This window comes from Actinotignum inguinis (assembly GCF_051265835.1).
Classification (GTDB): Bacteria; Actinomycetota; Actinomycetes; order Actinomycetales; family Actinomycetaceae; genus Actinotignum; species Actinotignum timonense.
The window spans coordinates 53,234-71,233 of the sequence record NZ_JBOZDP010000010.1; the positions used below are offsets into that span (position 1 = coordinate 53,234).

The window sequence follows — 18,000 nt, forward strand, 5'->3', positions numbered from 1 at the left end:
GAGGTCCGCGGCTGGCCGGGCACAGCGCCGCGCAGCGGCGGCGTCGTCGTAATAACAACGAAAGAAAAGAGTTGATATGACCCTCATTCCCGGGCCGGAACCGCGCAAGAAAGTTGCGGTTTTCGCCACCTGTATTAACGAGGTGATGTTCCCGAATACCGTGAATAACACCGCGGTGCTGCTCGAGCGGCTCGGGTGTGACGTGGAGTTCCCGCGCGCCCAGACGTGCTGCGGGCAGATGTTCACGAATACCGGGTATTTCGACCGGGCGCTGCCGAGCGTGCGGGCCTTCCTCGAAGCTTTTGAAGAATACGACTACATCGTGGGGCCCTCCGGATCCTGCGTCGGTTCGGTGCGCGAACAGCATGAGATGCTGGCCCTCGATGCCGGCGAAGATGAGCTGGCGCGGCGCGTCCACGAAGTGCAAAAACGGGTCTACGACATCAGCGAGTTCATCGTGGACGTGCTGGGGACCGTGGATGTGGGCGCGTACTTCCCGCATACGGTCACCTATCACGCCTCGTGCCATTCGCTGCGGGTGGCCGAGGTGGGCGACCGGCCCATTCGGCTGCTGCAAGCGGTGCGCGGGCTGGAATATATTCCGCTCGAAGATATGCGCCAGTGCTGCGGTTTCGGGGGCACGTTCTCCGTGAAGAATTCGGATGTGTCCATCGCGCTGGGGCGGGATAAGGCCCGCCACGTGATCGAAACCGGCGCGGAATACGTGGCCAGCCTCGATAACGCCTGCCTCATGAACTTCGGCGGGATTCTGCATCGCGAAAAGAAACCCGTCCGCCCCATTCACATGGTCAATTTGCTGGTGCAGACCGCGCCGGTTGGCGCCGGCGCCGTGCCGGGTGCCGGCGCCGTGCCGGGTGCCGCGGGTGCCGCCGGCGCCGTGGCCGCAACCGGAGCCGCAACCACCCCCGCCGGGAGGATCGCATGAAAACCTTGAAATTGGAACGCCTCACTCCGGCCCCGCCCGAAGGGGATCTGCTTGATTCCCCGGCCTTCCCCAAGGCCGCGGTGCGCGAGCTGGGCAACGAAACGCAGGCGAAGAATCTCCATCACGCCACCCACACGATTCGCGCCAAGCGCCAGGCGGTGGTGAGCGAGCTGGATAATTGGCAGGATATTCGCCAGGCCGGGGCCGATATTAAGAACCGGGTGGGCCGCCACCTCGATCATTATCTGGCGGAGTTCGAAAAGAACGCCACCGCCGCCGGGGCGCATGTGCACTGGGCGCGCGACGCGGAGGAAGCCAACCGGATCGTCATCGACCTGGTGCGCGCTACCGGGGAAAGCGAAGTCACCAAGGTCAAGTCCATGGTCAGCCAGGAAATTGACCTGAACGAACACCTGGAAGAAGCCCGGATCGCGGCCTGGGAAACGGATTTGGCCGAGCTTATTGTGCAACTCGGGCACGACCGCCCGAGTCATATTCTGGTGCCCGCGATTCACCGTAATCGCAGCGAGGTGCGCGAGATTTTCCTGCGGGAAATGGGCCAGTACGGCACCCCCTGCCCGCCCGATGTGACCGATGAGCCGGCCGAGCTGGCCGCCGCGGCCCGCGTGCACCTGCGCGAAAAGTTCATGCGCACTAAGGTCGGGATTTCCGGAGCGAATTTCGCGATTGCGGAAACCGGTTCCCTGGTGGTGGTGGAATCCGAAGGCAATGGCCGCATGAACCTCACCCTGCCGGAAACCCTCATCTCCGTGGTGGGTATTGAGAAGATACTCCCCACGTTCCAGGATCTTGAGGTGTTCTTGCAGCTGCTGCCGCGTTCTTCCACCGGCGAGCGCATGGCTCCCTACGGGACCATTTGGACGGGCGCGCGCGAAGGTGACGGCCCGCGCGATGTTCATATCATTTTGCTGGATAACGGGCGTACCAAGGTGCTTTCTGACCCGATCGGGCGCGCGGCGCTGCGCTGTATTCGCTGCTCGGCCTGCCTGAATATTTGCCCCGTGTATGAGAAGGTGGGCGGGCACGCCTACGGTTCGGTCTACCCCGGGCCCATCGGCGCCATCCTCAACCCGCAGATTCGCGGCCTGGAATCGGTGGTGGATCGCTCCCTGCCCTTCGCTTCCACCCTGTGCGGGGCGTGCAATGAAGTGTGCCCGGTGAAAATTCCGATCTCGAATATCCTCGTGCACCTGCGCCGTAAAGCGGTGGATAAGAAACGCGCGGAGGCCGGGCTGCGCCCGCACGTGGAGCCGATCCTCATGGCCGGCGGCGGCTGGGTCATGGGCAAGGGCTGGCGCCTGGGCGCCGCGGCCCGGCTGGCGAGCGTGGGCGGGCGCGTCATGGGCCTGTTCATGCATCACATCGGGAATTGGCATATTCCCGGCGTGCATCGCTGGACGCGAGCCCGCGACGTCCCCATGCTGCCCAAGCGCAGCGCCCGCGCCACGTTCGCGCGGCGCAAGAAACGCGAAGCGCGGCAGCTCAAGCGCATGCAGAAGGAGTTGCAGAAAAAGTTGCAGGGTCAGCTCGGTTGCGATCCGAGTCTGATCGACGGCGCAGCCAATTCGCCAACTACCCCTCAGCAGTTACCGCAGCTGCCGCACGGGGCCGCGGGGCCGGTTTCGCCCGCGGCGGGGCAGAACGCGCCGGCGAATGCTCCACAACTGCCGCAGCTGCCGCCGAACCCGACCTGCGCACCTGATATTTTCGGCCGCCCGACCACTGAGGAGCTGTCATGACCTCGGCACGTGATGAGATTTTCGCGCGGATTCGCTCCGCGCTCGGCGATGTGCCCAGCCAGGATCCGGAAGAATCCGCGATCAGCTGGGAGTACAACCAGCCCACCGCCATCGAGGGCGACATCGTGGATTATTTCCTCGAGCTCGTGGCCGATTACAAGGCCGAGGTGGAGCGGGTCACCCCGGAAGCGGTCCCGGCGGCTATCGTCGCGCACCTGCACGCGATTGGCGCGCGTTCCGTAGTGCTTCCCGCGGGGCTGGATTCCGCGTGGCGCGCGGCTATTGCGGCGGATGGTTTCCAGATATACGACGACGATAACCTGAGCGCCCGCCAACTCAACGAGATTGACGCGGTGGTGACGGCCGCCGCTGTCGGGGTGGCCAATACCGGCACCTTCGCCATGGATCATCGCGCTGACCAGGGCCGGCGTGCGCTCACTCTGGTACCCGATGCGCATGTGTGCGTGCTGCGTGCCGACCAGGTGGTATCCAATACTCCCGAGGCGATGACTCGGCTCCAGGATTCGGTGCGTGATGGCCAGCCGATTACTTTCGTGGCCGGGCCGTCCGCTACGTCGGATATCGAGCTGAGCCGCGTGGAGGGCGTGCACGGCCCGCGCCAGCTGCACGTGCTGGTCGCCGGCTAAGCAGGCGGCACTGCCGCCAACACGGCGGCCGGGTGGCGGCGAGCGGTGCACCGCGCCGCCACCCCGCGAGTCGTTTGCGCTACGCCGCCATCAGTGCGGGGCCTATCAGTGGAGGTGCCTACCAGTGGAGGCGCCCATCAGCGTGACGCGGCCACCCGCACACCAGGGGCCCGGTCGGGATAACGATCCCGGCCGGGTCCTTTTCTTGCGCTTTGGGGTAATAGGCAAAATCGGTGCTATTGACGGCGTGTTGCCAGTTCGGACCCGTATATATTTTCCGAGGTGTACTGCGAATGTTGTACATGCGAAGTACAGCTCTGAAAACACATGGCACCTCCCCGGGTACGGATGTGGCCCCCGATGTCGAGCGCGAGCCCACACCTAACTATTTATCCTGCCCCACCGCCCGGCTGTCGTTTTATTTATCTTTCCAATCCGAATAACGCTATAGTTTTGCGCACATATCCGCCTGTATTCCCTTGTTCAATACCTTCCACCATCCAAAAGTACTAAACTGAATAAAAATAATATTGCTGAACCTTTACTAGATATTTCGACGCAGCATCGCAGCTGCTGAGGTCAAGGAGTAACTCATGCCGCGCCGCCTTTTACCCGGCCGAAATCCGCGCCCGCTCTCCACCCGCCAGCCGCGCTCCCGCGCGCTCCTGAGTTTCCTGGCGGTTCTCTTCCTTATTCTTGGCTCGCTGATATGGATCACTCCAGGGCCGGCCCGCGCCGCCGATGCCGGCGATACCAGCCCCACGGCAGATACCAACACTGCCAGCGATACCAGCCCCGCGGCCGATGCGGCGTCGTCGCCGCGCGCCGTCGTGCAATGTTCGCAAGATCCCAATGACTTGACCTGCCCCGAAGCCCTCCTCACCCAACGCATTCGCGAGGCCGGAACCACGCCCACCCGTATTATTTTGGGCGCCACCGATACGATGCTCACGCAAACCCTGAAGATTCCCGCCGGCGCGGATATCGAGCTGGTCAATGGCGCCCGCGCCCCGTGGGGCACCACCACGTCGGGACTCAACCGCGAGGACGGCTTCACCGGCGTGATGGTGCAGGTGCCGGCGGGCGCCGCGCTCACTTTCGATAATTACGACGGCGGCACTTTCCACCTGCTCAGCCGCGGCGAATGGGTCCCGGGCGGCGGCACCCTTCTGGATGTGCGCGGCAGCCTCACCATCAACGGCGGGGAATTCTCCGGGGTGCGCGGGGCGAAGCAGACCTACCAGGGCGCGATCACCGTCAGCGGGAAAGACGCCAGTTTCACCCTCAATGGCGGGAAAGTTACCGATAATCATCGTGAGCTAGGTAATCCCGGCGCCGTCCAGTACGGCGCGGCTAATATCGCGGTGACCGAGGGCGCCACCTTCGTGATGAACGGCGGGGAGGTCAGCAAGGGCAAAGCTCGCGTTATCGACTCTCAAGGTTACGGTGAAGTCGGCGGGATTGGCCTCTACAAAGGTGGGAACGTCACCATTAACGGCGGAACCATCACGGAAAATTCCGGTTTCGCGGGCGGGATGGTCGCATTCACGTGGCTGTGGTCCAAATCGGATGCCACCCCCGAAAACTCTGCTCGCACCCGCGGCTATATCACGGTCAATGGCGGCACCATTTCGCGTAACCGCGCCTCTTTCTCCGGCGGTGGCATTCTTGCTTTCGGCAACGCGGATATCACTATGAACGGTGGCACCATCGATTCCAATAACGCCCCCAACGGTGGCGGCGTGGGAACGTTCAACCTCTACACCTGGGGTGCTGATGGCACTTGGCAGGAAATCCCCGGCGACGGCATGAACTGGGGTTTCACCCGTGAACAATGGTCCGAGCTTTCTCCGGGCGGTTTCACCATGAACGGCGGCACCATTTCGAATAATTCCAGCTGGCGCACCGGCGGCGGCGTGAACGTGGTGTCCAACAAGGTGCTACTCAACGGCGGCACGATCAGCGGCAATAGGGCAGGTCAGCAAGGCGGCGGTGTTTACGTTGCTACCGCCAATTACACGCTGCACCTCGCCGATACTCTGGTGACAGAAAACGCCGCTTCAGGAATTGGCGGCGGGATCTGGACCTGCCCCACCGGCAACGTGGAAGTCCACGTGGATAACGGCGCCGCTGTTTTCGACAATACAGCCAAGCGCTACGGCGCGGACCTCGCCCACGATAACCTCGGTTCGGTCAGCTCCGCACCAGTGTGGCTTTCGGATAGCATCATCGGCGGCGGCCTGGTGGATTACTACCAGGACAACGAAGGTGCCCGCTTCGATCCGGCGCAGCTGGGCCTGCCCCCGGACCAGCGGCCCTACCCACAGCTCGTCAAGGGGCGCCGTATTTCAAACGAGGGCTTCGCCGCCGTGGTTTCCGATCCCGCTAAGGACGCGGCCCGCGGCGCCGCGCGCCTGATCATTACGGGTAACGCCGCGCCGCGCGGTGCGGGTATCGGCACGAATGGCTCGGTTATTTTCGGCACGTGGGGTCGCGCGCAGGCAACGGTCACGAAACAGTGGTTCTATGAAACGACGACGACGCCAGCTGGCAGCGTGCCCAGTCCGGTACCGGCACGTCCTTCGGATATTGCCTCATCGAGCGTGCCGATGCGCCTGGTCTCCGATACGTCCGCTGAGCTCCTGAATCCGCAGGTGGTGCATGAATTCAGCGTGACGGCTGGCGAGGAGTGGACGAAGAGCTTCACCGATTTGCCCATCCGCAACGATGCCGGGGAGTTTTATGTTTACGCGGTGCAGGAGCTGGACGCGGCCGGTAAGGTCCTAAAAACCAAGGTGCTGGAGCCGTCGCAGCTGCTGGTGCAGCGTGGGGAAGAGTTGCCCGCGCGTCCGAAGTTGGCGGAAGGCATGGCCCCGCCCGAGGTGTGGTTCCTCGGGAAGGTGGCTAATGAGGTGCCCGTGCCGGTGGATATTACGGTCACGAAGCAGTGGGCCTACCGCGATTCGAGCGATCCGGTGCCGGGCGCGGCACAGCCCGAGCAGGTGGAATTCGAACTGCTGCGCGATACCAGCGCGGAGTTCACCCACCCCGAGGTGGTGCAGAGCTTCACCGTGACGAAGGCCGATAACTGGACGCGCACCCTCACCGGGCTGCCCCGCGCCAATGCGGAAGGCGTGGCCTACATGTACGGGCTACGTGAGAAGGGAGCTGGCGCGGGTGATGCTGGCGGTGCCGATGGCGCTGCCGCACCGAACGCAGGGGCGATTGTGCCGGTTCCGGCCGGGCCTGGCACACCTGGACAGCCCGGCACTCCCGAAGCTCCTGGCGCGGACGGCATTATTCATCGCGCGGTGACGGTGGTCAATACCCTGACCCCGCCCCCGCCTACTACGCCACCCACGGTGCCGCCGACGGAGCCTCCGACTCCTCCAACCACGCCGCCGTGCCCGCCCACAACTGAGCCGCCGGTACCGCCGACTACTCCCCCGGCGCCGCCAACGACGCCGCCGGCTCCCCCGACGACTCCACCTACAACGCCGCCGGTGCCGCCCACTCCGAGTGAGCCACCGACGCCGCCCACGGTTCCGCCGAGTACACCTCCGGTAACTCCGCCGGCTACACCGCCGACCGGCACACCTCCAGCTACGACTCCGCCGAGCACTCCTCCCGGAAATCCGCCGCGGATTGTGCGCACCGGCAGCGATGCCCGCACCGGAGCAGCCCTCGCGGGCTCAGCACTCCTCGCCGGCCTCGGAATTCTGGCCTGGCGCCGCATCCGCACAGACCGCTAGGCAAGCCCTGCGCCTAAGCCACGGGGGTGGTACATCGCACGCGATGTACCACCCCCGTCGTCGTTCTTCCAGATAGCCACCCAAGCCCGGCACACCCAAAGTGGTACCAGAACTACATTAACTAGATGATTTCCTGTCGTGGAGTACCACTTTGTTGGGTCACGACCGAGCCGGCTCAGTAGGTGGCAGTGTGGTTGTGAATCGTATCCTTAGGAATGGCCATAATAACTACGACACAACTACTCGGGTCTGTTTTCCACAAAAGATTCGAGGTGATCAAATATGACCGTGCCGTCAACCGTGATAACGATACGTGCCGATAGCGAATTACCGTTAAAGGGGTCTTTCTCGTCTTCGCCGAACTCGTCTCCATACCATGTTACTTCGATATCATCAGCAGTAAGCTCTCGGGGAGACATTACTTTGTAGCGGTGAGGTTCGTCAGGCTTAACATCCACTTTGGAGTACGTCAAGACATGAACATCATCCGCATCTTGCCATATAGAGACAGTGTCGTAAAAGGATTCAATGGAGCATATAAAATCTCCCGGAATAGGTTCTCCCGGCGAAAGTCGAAATGGACCTTCCTGGGTGGAGCACGAGGCAAGGAGACCGGCGAGGAACATAAAACCTGCGGCAATCAGCCTTCGTTTATATTGCTTCACCGCGGTCTCCTTACCCCTAGCATGTGACACTCAACTCGTTGGTATATTTTTACCCCACCGGCCCGAACGAGGAAATGCCATGAAGAGGATCGTGCTCCTTTTTATATCCGCGGGGGCCGGGGCGTAGGCCGCCGGATCCGGTATGTATTTTCCGAGATGTACTGCCGATGTCGTACATACGAAGTACAGCTCAGCAAACACATAGGGCCCCCGCAGGTGCTGGTGTTACTCCTGAGGTTCGACTTATGGATCCTCGGCTTACGGAACCCTTGGAAGGACCGGGGCTAAATGCGCGTTTTAGGAAGCAATTTTATGGGCGTATTTTTGGAAAGCGCCCTGCCGGGAAAGATGGAGATGTTCCCCGATCTGCTCCCATGTAAGACCGTCTTCGCGAGCTTTACGCACGGCCTCAAGTGAGGCTATTTGCGCTTGCTGAGTTGCTATGCGAGCTTTTTCCAGTGCAATAGCAGCCGTATTGGCCTCCATGGTATCGAAGTCGGCCAGCGTGCAGTTCTCAAACCAGTTCGCCATTTCTTCAATGCTCATTTGAGTAGAGTCCATGATTCCTCCTCGCCCTACGTTAACACTTGTTTACCCCAGGGGTCATGGATGGTTTAATCTAGCGGCCGCCACCGCGAAATTATGCTCGCTGGCCGGCGGCGTAGAGGCGCAGGGCGCGCTCGGCGGCGTTTTCCAGGTTCGCCGCGCCCTCCGCGAGCGCCTCATCAAGCGTGCAGGGCCGATCAACAATCGGCACCAGGCCAACGAAACCATGCTCGTACAGGTCCTCGACGCCTTCGCCGAGCTTCCCCGCGAAAGCAATAATCGGCACACCCGTATGCGCGCCCGCGCCAGCCGCCGCGGCGAGCCGCGCCACCCCGGAAAGCGTTTTACCCATGAGGGTTTGGCGATCCATGGCGCCCTCCCCGGTCAGGACCAGATCCGCGCCGGCCATCGCCTCGGCCAGCCCCACGGTTTCCATCACCAGATCCACCCCGGATTCCAGGCTGGCGCCCAGCAGCAAAAACGCGAAACCGAGGCCGCCGGCCGCCCCCGCGCCCGGCGTCTCCTGCACGTCCATCTTCCCGGCAACGGTCGCAAAATTACGCAGCACTCGGTCCAGGAATTCCACGTCCTCCGGCGAAGCGCCCTTCTGCGGCCCGTAAATCGCGGAAGCCCCGCGCTCGCCGAGCAGCGGATTATCCACATCACAGGCCACCCGGATGGTCACGCCAGCCAGGCGAGGATCCAGACCGCTGAAATCCGCCCGCGCCAGCCGCACCATTTCCGCCGGGGTGGTGCCCAGCTCGGTGGCGGCGTCGTCGTAAAAACGTGCGCCGAGTGCGGCGAGCATCCCGGCACCGCCGTCGTTCGTGGCGGAACCACCCAGGCCCACCAGAATTTCGGTGGCGCCCTCGTCAAGCGCCCGCGCAATAAGTTGCCCCACCCCGGTGCTATCCGAGCGGCGAATATCGCGTTCCTCGGGGCGCAGCTGATCCAAGCCCACCGCGGCGGCGCTTTCAAAAATGGCGCGCTCCCCCGCGAGCGCCAGCTCGGCCGTCACGGTAGCCCCGCGCACCCCGGCCACCGGAAGCGTAATCACGCGGGCGCCCAGCGCATCGGCAATGGCGCGGGCGAAACCTTCGCCGCCGTCCGCCATGGGAACCTCCACGCATTGCGCATCGGGAATAGCCCGCCGCGCCCCGGCCGCGAGCGCCGCGGCCGCCCGGGCCGCCGTCATGGATTCTTTGAAGCTATCGGGGCAGCACACAATTTTCATGGCAGAGCCTTTCACACTGGTATCTACGGTTTCGCCGTGCTGAGTCACGCTGATGCTAAAACTATCGAAAGCTACAGAAGCGCTCTCGAAACGCTATCGAAAAATACGCGGGGCACGCGAACGCGAGGAAATGGAGAAAACCCGCGCCCGCGCACCCCGCGCGATAGGAACACTGGTCGCTAGGAACTAGCGTATGCGGTCGCCGACTTAGCGCACCAGTGCTGGCTTCTTATTGTCGAACTTCCAGCCGGGGATGAGGTACTGCATGCCGATGGCGTCGTTGCGCGCCCCGCCGCCTTCCACCTTCTCCTTGTAGAGTTCGTGCGCCGCGAGGATCTGGTCCATATCGGGCTCGATGCCCAGGCCCGGGCGCTGCGGGATCGTGAGCTTGCCGTCCACGATCTTCAGCGGTTCCTTGGTGAGGCGCTCCACGCCTTCCTGCCAGATCCAGTGGGTATCCAGCGCGTTGTATTCGCCCGGGGCCGCCGCGCCGCAGTGGGCGATCTGGGCCAGGGAAATATCGAAGTGGTTATTGGAGTGGCAGCCCCAGGTCATGCCCATATCGTGGCAGAGCTGGGCCACGCGCACCGAGCCGCGCATCGTCCAGAAGTGCGGGTCGGCCAGCGGGATGTCCACGGATTGCAGGGTCAGCGAGTGGGTCATCTGGCGCCAGTCGGTATTAACCATATTGGTGGCGGTGGGCAGGCCGGTGGCCTTGCGGAACTCGTTGAGGATCTCGCGGCCGGAGAACCCATTTTCGGCACCGCAGGGATCCTCGGCGTAGGTGAGGATGCCGACCTTGTCCTTGCACAGCTCGATGGCTTCCTTGAGGGACCACGCGCCGTTGGGGTCAAGGGTGATGCGGGCCTCGGGGAAGCGTTTCTTGAGGGCCACAATCGCCTTCATTTCTTCGGCGCCTTCCAGCACGCCGCCCTTGAGCTTGAAGTCCTGGAATCCGTAGAGATCGTGGGTGGCTTCCGCGAATTTCACGATCGCTTCGGGGGTGAGGGCTTCTTCGTGGCGGATGCGGTACCATTCCACATCCGAATCCTTTTCGCGCAGGTAGGGCAGGTCCGTTTTATCCGGGTCGCCCACGTAGAAGAGGTAGCCGAGGGCCCGCACCTGGTCGCGCTGCTGGCCTTCGCCCAGGAGCGCGGCCACCGGCACGTTGAGGAACTGGCCGAAAAGATCCAGAGTGGCTGCTTCCAGCGCGGTGACGGCGTGGACGGTGGTGCGCAGATCGAAGGTTTGCAGGCCGCGCCCGCCGGCATCGCGATCCGCGAAGCGCTCGCCCACTTCGCGCAGGAAATTATTGTAATCGGCGAGGGAACGCCCCAGCACAATATCTTTGGCGTCCTCGATGGTGCGGGTAATTTTCTCACCGCCGGGGACTTCGCCGATACCAACGTTTCCGCTGGAATCTTCCATCACCACCACGTTACGGGTGAAGTAGGGGCCGTGCGCGCCCGAGAGGTTGAGTTCCATGCAGTCGTGGCCGGCAACCGGGTAAACATCGATTTTCTTAATTGTGGGAACTGACATCGTTGTCTTTCTTGTTTGGGCGCTGCGCGGATTGTGCGCGCGGCGCGGGTGGGTACGTGGGTGGTACGTGTAGTGCGGGTAATACGGGTAGTACGGGTAGTACGGGTAGTACGACGACGCCGCCAGCTGGCCGCCGGCCGGCCGGTCAGGGGAGGTTCCTTTCCGGCCGGGCCGGCGCGGTAGCCAGCCGCATCATGCCGGCCGCGCGGCTAGGAGTCACATTCCCGCGGCCAGCGGGGGCTTTACTCGGGCAGGCCCGGGTGCAGCTCGATATTCGCGAGCTTCTCGTAGAAGCGCACGAGGGAGGAGTGGTCCTCACCGGCATGGTCATCGCCCTCGAGTACCGACATCATCTCGCGCACCTGGGCGGTGAGCGGAAGCGCGGAATTGACCCCGTGGCCGGTGTCCATCACGTTATTGAGGTCCTTGATATGCAGGTTGATGCGGAAGCCCGGCTTGAAATTGCGGGCCAGCATCATGGGAACCTTGGCGTCCATCACCGTGGAGCCAGCCAGCCCGCCGCGGATGGCGCGGTACACGGCTTCCGGATCCACCCCGGCCTTCTGGGCCATGGTGAAGGCTTCGGCGCAGGCGGCAATATTGATCGCCACGATGGCCTGGTTGGCCAGCTTGGCAATATTGCCGGCCCCGATGGGCCCCACGTAGGTAACATCCCCGGCCATCACGCCGAGCACGTCCTTGACCTCGTTGAAGAGTTCTTCTTCACCGCCGACCATCACGGACATGGTGCCGTCGATGGCCTTCGGTTCGCCGCCGGAGACCGGGGCGTCCAGCATCCGCACGCCGGCCTTTTCCAGGCCCGCGGCCACTTCGCGCGAGGCGAGGGGCGCGATGGAGGACATATCAACGTAGATGAGCCCTTCGCGAGCGCCTTCGATAATGCCGCCTTCGCCCAGGGCCACCGCCTTGACGTGGGGGGAATTCGGAAGCATGGTGATGACCAGGTCGGCCTTCTCCGCCGCTTCCTTACCATTGGCAACGGCGGTCGCTCCGGCTTCCACCACCTCGGCAACAGCTTCGGCATTGTGGTCGTTCACGAAGAGTTCGTGGCCGGCCTTGAGGAGGTTCTTCGCCATGGGCTTGCCCATAATGCCAAGACCGATAAATCCGATCTTCATGGAGTTTTTCCTTCCTTTTTGTATGATCGTCAGGTTGGTGTTTCCAACGGGCGGAGCGTGTCACGTGGGGTGGGGCGCTCCGTTTTTATGCGCCGTTCTATGCGCCGTTTTCTTTGCACACCGTTCCTCGCGGGGGTGGGGCGACGCCGCAGCTGCGCCGTCGTACCCCCTATTTCTCCAGCGTTAAGCCGGAACCACGAGGCTCAGCAGCAGGCAGGCGCCCAGGCCGAGCACGGAGAGCAGGGAGGTGTAGGTGGTGCGGACCTTGATGGTTTCCGCCACCGAGAGCCCGAGGAATTCCTTGAACATCCAGAACCCGGGGTCGTTCACGTGCGAGGCCATAATGGAACCGCACGCGGTTGCCAGGGTCATGATTTCGGGGCTCACCCCGCCGCCGGCGATCATCGGCACCGCGATACCGGCCGCGGCCACCACGGCCACCGAAGCCGAACCGAGCGCCACGCGCATAAGCGCGGCAATAAGCCAGGCGATAATAATCGGGGAGAGGCTGAGGTTTTCGGTAATGGAGAGAATGTAATCGGAGATGCCGCCGTTCTTGAGCACGGCCGCGAAGGCACCGCCACCGCCGATAATGAATACAATCATCGCGATGGACTTCACCGAAGCCGCGCAGGACGCCATGATCTTATCCATTGCCACCTTGCGGACCAGGCCGAAGTAGGCCACCGCCACCAGCAGGGAGATCATGAGGGCGAACCAGTCGTGGCCGATGAAGGCCATCACCTTGGTGACCGCGTGTTCGTGGCCCAGGGTCACCTCGAGGATGGCGTGCCCGCCGATGAGGATAACCGGGAGGGCGGTGATGCACAGCGAGGCCCAGAAGCCCGGCATTTCTTCGTCGGTCCATTCCTTTTCGTTGACCAGGCCGGCCGGCGGGCGGGCGGTCACGGACTTGACGAAGGGCAGGCGCGGCCACATGATCGCGACCACGGCGCCCAGCGGAATGGCGAAAATAAGGCCGTAGAGCATGGTCAGGCCGATGGAGGCGTCGTACATATTCGCCACGGCCGAGGGGCCCGGGTGGGGCGGAAGGAAGGAGTGCATCGTGGACAGCGCGATCGCCATGGGCATCGCCAGCCACATAACCGGGATCTTGTAGGCCCGGCACACGGCGAAGACGATGGGGATGATGATGACGAAAGCGGTCTCGTAGAAGAGCACAACGCCCACGAGGAAGGACACGATAACAATCGCGAGCTGGGAATGCTTGATTCCGAACTTGTTAATCATGGTGGTGGCGAGGCGGTTCGCCGCGCCCATATCCGCCATGAAAACGCCGAGCATGGCGCCGAAGCCGAGGAGCAGCACGAGTTTACCGGTCTGCCCGCCCACGCCCGATTGGATGACGTCAAGGAGTCCCTTGACCTTCTCACCCTTATCATCGACGGTTGCCAGGAGAGGCATACCCTGCGCCATGCCCACCACGACCGAGACGATGACGAGGGCAATAAAGCCATTCATCTTCAGCACGATCATGAGGAACAGGAGAAGAGCAATGCCAAGTGCGAGGATTACTAGTGGCATGGTTTTTCCTTAGTTTCCAATCTCATCACTGAGAGAGCCGGATGCGGCGCTGCGGTAGCCGCGCGGCGAGGCGTGCTACAGGCACAGCTACGCCGCAGGCACCGGCAGAACCGCGCGGCATGTTGAGCCGCGAGCGGCTTAGATATTGGTGACCGCTTCGACGGCCTGTTCGAGCGCCGGGCGGAATTCGGGGGCAAGTTCGCGGGCCGGTGCGAAGCAGTAGCCCGCTTCCACACCCGCCATGCGCAGGCCTTCCTTGAGGACCACCGGGAAGGTGGCCACGTCCACGAGGTTGCGCAGCGGCGAAAGCGCATTTTGCAATTCGAGGGCGCGTTCGCGGTTGCCGGCGCGGTATTCGTTGTAAATGCTGGAAACGAGCTTGGGCGCAATATTCGCGGTGGAGGCGATGGCGCCGGCAGCTCCCAGGCACAGGGCCGGGTAGATGAGGGTATCGCGCCCCATAATCACATCGAAGTCATCGGGGAGTTCGCGGATATAGTCCCCGGTCAGGGTGAGGTTCCCGGCGGAATCCTTGATGCCGATGATATTGGGGACGTCCACCAGTTCGAGCATGGTCTTCAGGGCCACCGGGACCTGGGTGCGGCCCGGATTGGAGTACACCAGGATGGGCAGATCGGTTTCCGCCGCGATGTTCTTGTAGTGTTCGACCAGTTCGGACTGGGTGGGGGTCATGAAGTAGGGGGTGAGGACCGAAAGAGCGGATACCCCGCCCACTTCCTGGACCATATGCGCGGTTTTAATGCAATCGCGCGTGGTAATTTCCGAGGCGCCGGCGTAGACCGGGACCCGGCCATTGGCCTGCTCCACGGCAATTTCAACAACGCGGCGCTTTTGGGCATTATCGAGGCCGTAGATTTCGCCGGAGCTGCCGAGCACGAAAATACCGTGCACGCCGTTGGTAATCGTGTAGTCAATGACGTCGCGCAGACCCTGCTCCAGCAAGTTTCCTTCGCGATCTAAGGGAGTGACGAGAGCGGGAATCACGCCTTCTGCATGGAACTCCATAGTTCTCCTTGGTTGCGGCTTCAGTTTCGACTTCAGCAACGAAGTTCGAAACTATGTGGACAGTCAGCTACGTATGTAGACACTAGTATTAAAACGCGATAGCGGTACTACAGGCTGGGACTAACGTCTGAGGTATGCGGAGCGACACAGGTCTGCGGCGGCGCAGTTCCGGGGAACTTGTTGCGCTGTCCTTTACTATGGAACCTAGGAAAATGGAAGAAATCATCGTGGTACCGTGGCATCTCTGAGGTACCCCACAGCGCGTGGCGTCTCACCGCTCGCCGTGGTACCGCGGCTACGAAGGTGTTGGATTCGTTTGAGAGCTACAAGCACAACTAGTGGCGGTGTTCGCCCCGTAAAATCTGCCTCGCGCACGGTTGACCTGCTCGAATTCCTCGGCAGGCGCATTGCCGACCCGCCGCGCCTGGCGGAAATCTGCACGGAGTTAGATGCGCCACGCTCCTCCACCTACGCGCTGCTGCGCACCCTCATCGACGCCGAATGGGTGCAGGCTACCTCCACGGATCGCTATATGCTGGGCATTCGCGCGCTCACCGTGGGCACGGCCTATATTGATGCGGATCCCTACGTGCGGATCGTGCGCCCGATTCTGGTGGACCTGGCGAAGGAGCACGGGGAAACCTTCCATATGGGCCGCTTCGATAATGCGGAAATCGTGTATCTGCTTACTCAGCAATCTGATCGGTCCACCCGCACTTATTCGCGCGTGGGGCGCCGCCTGCCCGCCGCGGCCACCGGGCTGGGCAAGGCCGTGCTGGCCCACCGCCCCGAGGACATTCCGGAGGAGTTGGTGGAGCTGACCGCGCGGACGATTACTTCACCCACGCAACTGCGCAAGAACCTCAAGGAAACCGCCGCGCGCGGGTACGCCATTGATAACGAGGAAAATACCCCCGGACTGCACTGCGTGGCATTTTCCCTCCCCTACGAAAGCCCGGTGCGCGACGCTATTTCTTGCTCGGTTCCTAGCGCGCGCTGGAGTGCGGAGCGCGAAGCGGAGCTCGCGGCCGCCATGCGCACGGCCGTCAATCGGATTCTCGATTCCGCGCCGATTGCGTAGCGGGGGTTCCGCGGCGCGGGCGCTGCGCCGATTGGGTAGCGCCGATTTAGCGGCGCGATAGTGTTGCGGCGCGCGTTAGCGTAGCGCGCGCCGCCGCGCGTTTTTAACGACGCCGCCGCCAGCTGACTTTCTCCCTATTAGCCGCGAAAGCGCGCCGTCTGGGGACTTATGTCACATTTGCCCGGGTCTACATGTGTAGATACTTGTACTGCCGGTAAATATGATGACGTCGTGTGTATACCACTGCACGGGCGTCTTTCCGGCATATCTCAGGCATACCCCAAGGCAAAGGAGCATATTGTGAGCCGGGATACCATCGCACACGTGAAGCTTTCCCACGTTATTTTGCCACTGAACAACCCGATTTCTGACGCGAAGGTGTTCACCGGGCGGCAAAAGCCCATGACGGAGGTGAATTTCCTTTTCTGCGAGATCGAAACAACCGACGGCCATTCCGGAGTTGGTTTTTCGTATTCGAAGCGAGCGGGTGGACCGGCCCAATTCGCCCACGCTTCCGAGGTTGCCGATAACCTCATCGGCGAAGATCCGAACGATATTGACCGGCTGCGCGTGAAGCTGCTGTGGGCCGGGGCTTCGGTGGGGCGTAGCGGGGTGGCGGTGCAAGCCATTGCCGCCATTGATGTGGCCCTGTGGGATTTGAAGGCAAAGCGGGCCGGGCTGCCACTATCCAAGCTTATTGGCGCCCACCGGGATTCCATCCGTACCTACAACACCTCCGGCGGCTTCCTTTCCTCGCCGCTGGAAGAAGTGATTGAGAATGCGCTGGCGTCCAAAGAGAAGGGTATTGGTGGCATCAAGATCAAGGTGGGCCACCCGGATCACCAGGTGGATTACACCCGCGTCAAGGCGGTGCGCGAGGCGCTGGGCGATGACTTCCCGCTCATGGTGGACGCGAATCAGCAGTGGGATCGCCCCACCGCAAACCGCATGTGCGAGTGGCTGGAAGAATTCAATCTGGTGTGGATTGAGGAACCGCTGGATGCCTACGATTACGAAGGCCATGCGGAGCTCGCGCGGCGTTTCATCACCCCGATTGCTACCGGTGAGATGCTCGCTTCGGTGGCCGAGCACGTCAAGCTCATCGAGAATCACTCCTGCGATTTCATTCAGCCGGACGCTCCGCGCGTGGGCGGCGTTTCGGAATTCCTCAAGCTGACGAAGCTGGCCGAGCATGCCGGCCTGCAGCTCGCCCCGCATTTCGCCATGGAGATCCATTCCCATCTGGCGGCCACCTATTCCCTGGAGCCGTGGGTGGAGCACTTCACCTGGCTCGATCCGCTCTTCAATGAGCACATGGAAATCAAGGACGGCCGCATGATTGTTTCTGACCGGCCCGGCCTCGGCGTGACACTTTCCGATCAGCTACGCGCCTGGGCGGTTAATACCTTCGAAGTCGGTAAGCGGCCCTAACGGGAACGCACCCCTCAACCGTTCGGCAACTGCGAGCCGCATCGAGATGAACAACAGTTCATCTCGCAGTCGAACCTAGAGAAAACTGGGGCGTGATTGACGGCTATACGCTGACAATCACGCCCCAAGGGTACTAATTTTCGCTTCCTATAGCGAGGTTTTCCCTCCGATATTTATAGCCGACCGCATAGCCCACTACGAGGATAACGACGGCGAATCGCGTCCATGACGAATTCTGTATTACGAGCAGTGCTATTGCACTTGCCATATAGAATCCCGCGTGGAGGATTTCCGTGAGACCTTCCCGCCGCCGCCAAGAAAAACTCCACAGCGTTACAGGAACCAGAAGAACGGCCTCAAGAATAACCGGGATGTCAGTCCATCCCCCCTGCTCAAGATTGGCAGCGAGGGCTACCAGGATTCCGCCCCACACCCCCTCTGGGAATAGACGCCACCACATCGTTCCCCTCCTTATTTCACGGAGCTTCAATTCTTGCCACATTCGGAGTTCCGTCATCAGCGACGCAACTTGTCGAAATTCTTGCGGAGAAGCATATCTCATATTAGATACATTATTAACATACACGTCAGTGCAGTATTTGAGCAATGGGGGGTGCGGACGGTTTCCTAGAGATTTTTAAGGAGATCGTTCAATGAATAAGAAACCGGGAGTTGCGAACGGGATC

Annotated in this window: 14 protein-coding genes; 6 read left to right on the plus strand and 8 right to left on the minus strand. The window is 62.0% G+C overall.

The window, feature by feature from the left end; genetic code table 11:
* The first annotated feature begins 76 nt into the window (after positions 1-76).
* From ACRQFC_RS06260 to ACRQFC_RS06275, 4 genes are all read left to right on the plus strand, one after another.
* The gene (locus ACRQFC_RS06260) at positions 77-946 is read left to right on the plus strand and encodes a (Fe-S)-binding protein (protein ID WP_284895988.1); all 870 of its coding nucleotides are present in this window, start codon (positions 77-79) and stop codon (positions 944-946) included.
* Positions 943-2,706, plus strand: coding sequence for a LutB/LldF family L-lactate oxidation iron-sulfur protein (locus ACRQFC_RS06265; RefSeq protein WP_284895986.1), 1,764 nt, complete (start codon positions 943-945; stop codon positions 2,704-2,706). The genes ACRQFC_RS06260 and ACRQFC_RS06265 overlap by 4 nt, the downstream gene beginning before the upstream one ends.
* A complete protein-coding gene (locus ACRQFC_RS06270; protein WP_284895983.1) occupies positions 2,703-3,353 on the plus strand; it encodes a LutC/YkgG family protein in 651 nt (216 codons plus the stop codon). Before ACRQFC_RS06265 ends, ACRQFC_RS06270 begins: the two co-directional genes overlap by 4 nt.
* Positions 3,354-3,946: 593 nt before the next feature.
* The gene (locus ACRQFC_RS06275; RefSeq protein ID WP_284895981.1) at positions 3,947-7,105 is read left to right on the plus strand and encodes a Cna B-type domain-containing protein; all 3,159 of its coding nucleotides are present in this window, start codon (positions 3,947-3,949) and stop codon (positions 7,103-7,105) included.
* A gap of 239 nt (positions 7,106-7,344) precedes the next feature.
* Here the strand turns inward: ACRQFC_RS06275 and ACRQFC_RS06280 are convergent, their stop codons facing one another.
* From ACRQFC_RS06280 to dapA, 7 genes are all read right to left on the minus strand, one after another.
* Complete coding sequence (locus tag ACRQFC_RS06280) at positions 7,345-7,770, minus strand: alpha-amylase family protein (RefSeq protein WP_284895978.1); 426 nt, start codon at positions 7,768-7,770, stop codon at positions 7,345-7,347.
* Positions 7,771-8,067: 297 nt separating this feature from the next.
* The gene (locus ACRQFC_RS06285; protein WP_284895975.1) at positions 8,068-8,331 is read right to left on the minus strand and encodes a hypothetical protein; all 264 of its coding nucleotides are present in this window, start codon (positions 8,329-8,331) and stop codon (positions 8,068-8,070) included.
* 79 nt (positions 8,332-8,410) lie between these two features.
* Positions 8,411-9,550 carry a glycerate kinase gene (locus tag ACRQFC_RS06290; RefSeq protein WP_284895973.1) on the minus strand — a complete coding sequence of 380 codons (1,140 nt, stop codon included), beginning with the start codon at positions 9,548-9,550 and terminating at the stop codon, positions 8,411-8,413.
* A gap of 207 nt (positions 9,551-9,757) precedes the next feature.
* On the minus strand, positions 9,758-11,092 hold the full coding sequence (locus ACRQFC_RS06295) for an enolase C-terminal domain-like protein (RefSeq protein ID WP_284895970.1): 1,335 nt from the start codon (positions 11,090-11,092) through the stop codon (positions 9,758-9,760).
* Between the two features lie 242 nt (positions 11,093-11,334).
* Positions 11,335-12,231 carry a 2-hydroxy-3-oxopropionate reductase gene (garR, locus tag ACRQFC_RS06300; RefSeq protein ID WP_284889828.1) on the minus strand — a complete coding sequence of 299 codons (897 nt, stop codon included), beginning with the start codon at positions 12,229-12,231 and terminating at the stop codon, positions 11,335-11,337.
* A gap of 183 nt (positions 12,232-12,414) precedes the next feature.
* Complete coding sequence (locus tag ACRQFC_RS06305; protein WP_284889829.1) at positions 12,415-13,776, minus strand: gluconate:H+ symporter; 1,362 nt, start codon at positions 13,774-13,776, stop codon at positions 12,415-12,417.
* A 138-nt stretch (positions 13,777-13,914) separates the two neighbouring features.
* A complete protein-coding gene (gene dapA / locus ACRQFC_RS06310) occupies positions 13,915-14,802 on the minus strand; it encodes a 4-hydroxy-tetrahydrodipicolinate synthase (RefSeq protein ID WP_284895968.1) in 888 nt (295 codons plus the stop codon).
* Between the two features lie 316 nt (positions 14,803-15,118).
* Between dapA and ACRQFC_RS06315 the strand changes: the two genes are divergently transcribed.
* Both ACRQFC_RS06315 and ACRQFC_RS06320 read left to right on the plus strand, forming a co-directional pair.
* A complete protein-coding gene (locus ACRQFC_RS06315; protein ID WP_284895965.1) occupies positions 15,119-15,883 on the plus strand; it encodes an IclR family transcriptional regulator in 765 nt (254 codons plus the stop codon).
* 300 nt (positions 15,884-16,183) lie between these two features.
* Entirely contained in the window at positions 16,184-17,314 is a 1,131-nt protein-coding gene (locus ACRQFC_RS06320) for an L-talarate/galactarate dehydratase (RefSeq protein ID WP_284895962.1), read from the plus strand.
* A 133-nt stretch (positions 17,315-17,447) separates the two neighbouring features.
* On the opposite strand, the gene ACRQFC_RS06325 is transcribed toward ACRQFC_RS06320, so the two are convergent.
* On the minus strand, positions 17,448-17,774 hold the full coding sequence (locus ACRQFC_RS06325) for a hypothetical protein (RefSeq protein ID WP_435731155.1): 327 nt from the start codon (positions 17,772-17,774) through the stop codon (positions 17,448-17,450).
* Positions 17,775-18,000 lie beyond the last annotated feature (226 nt).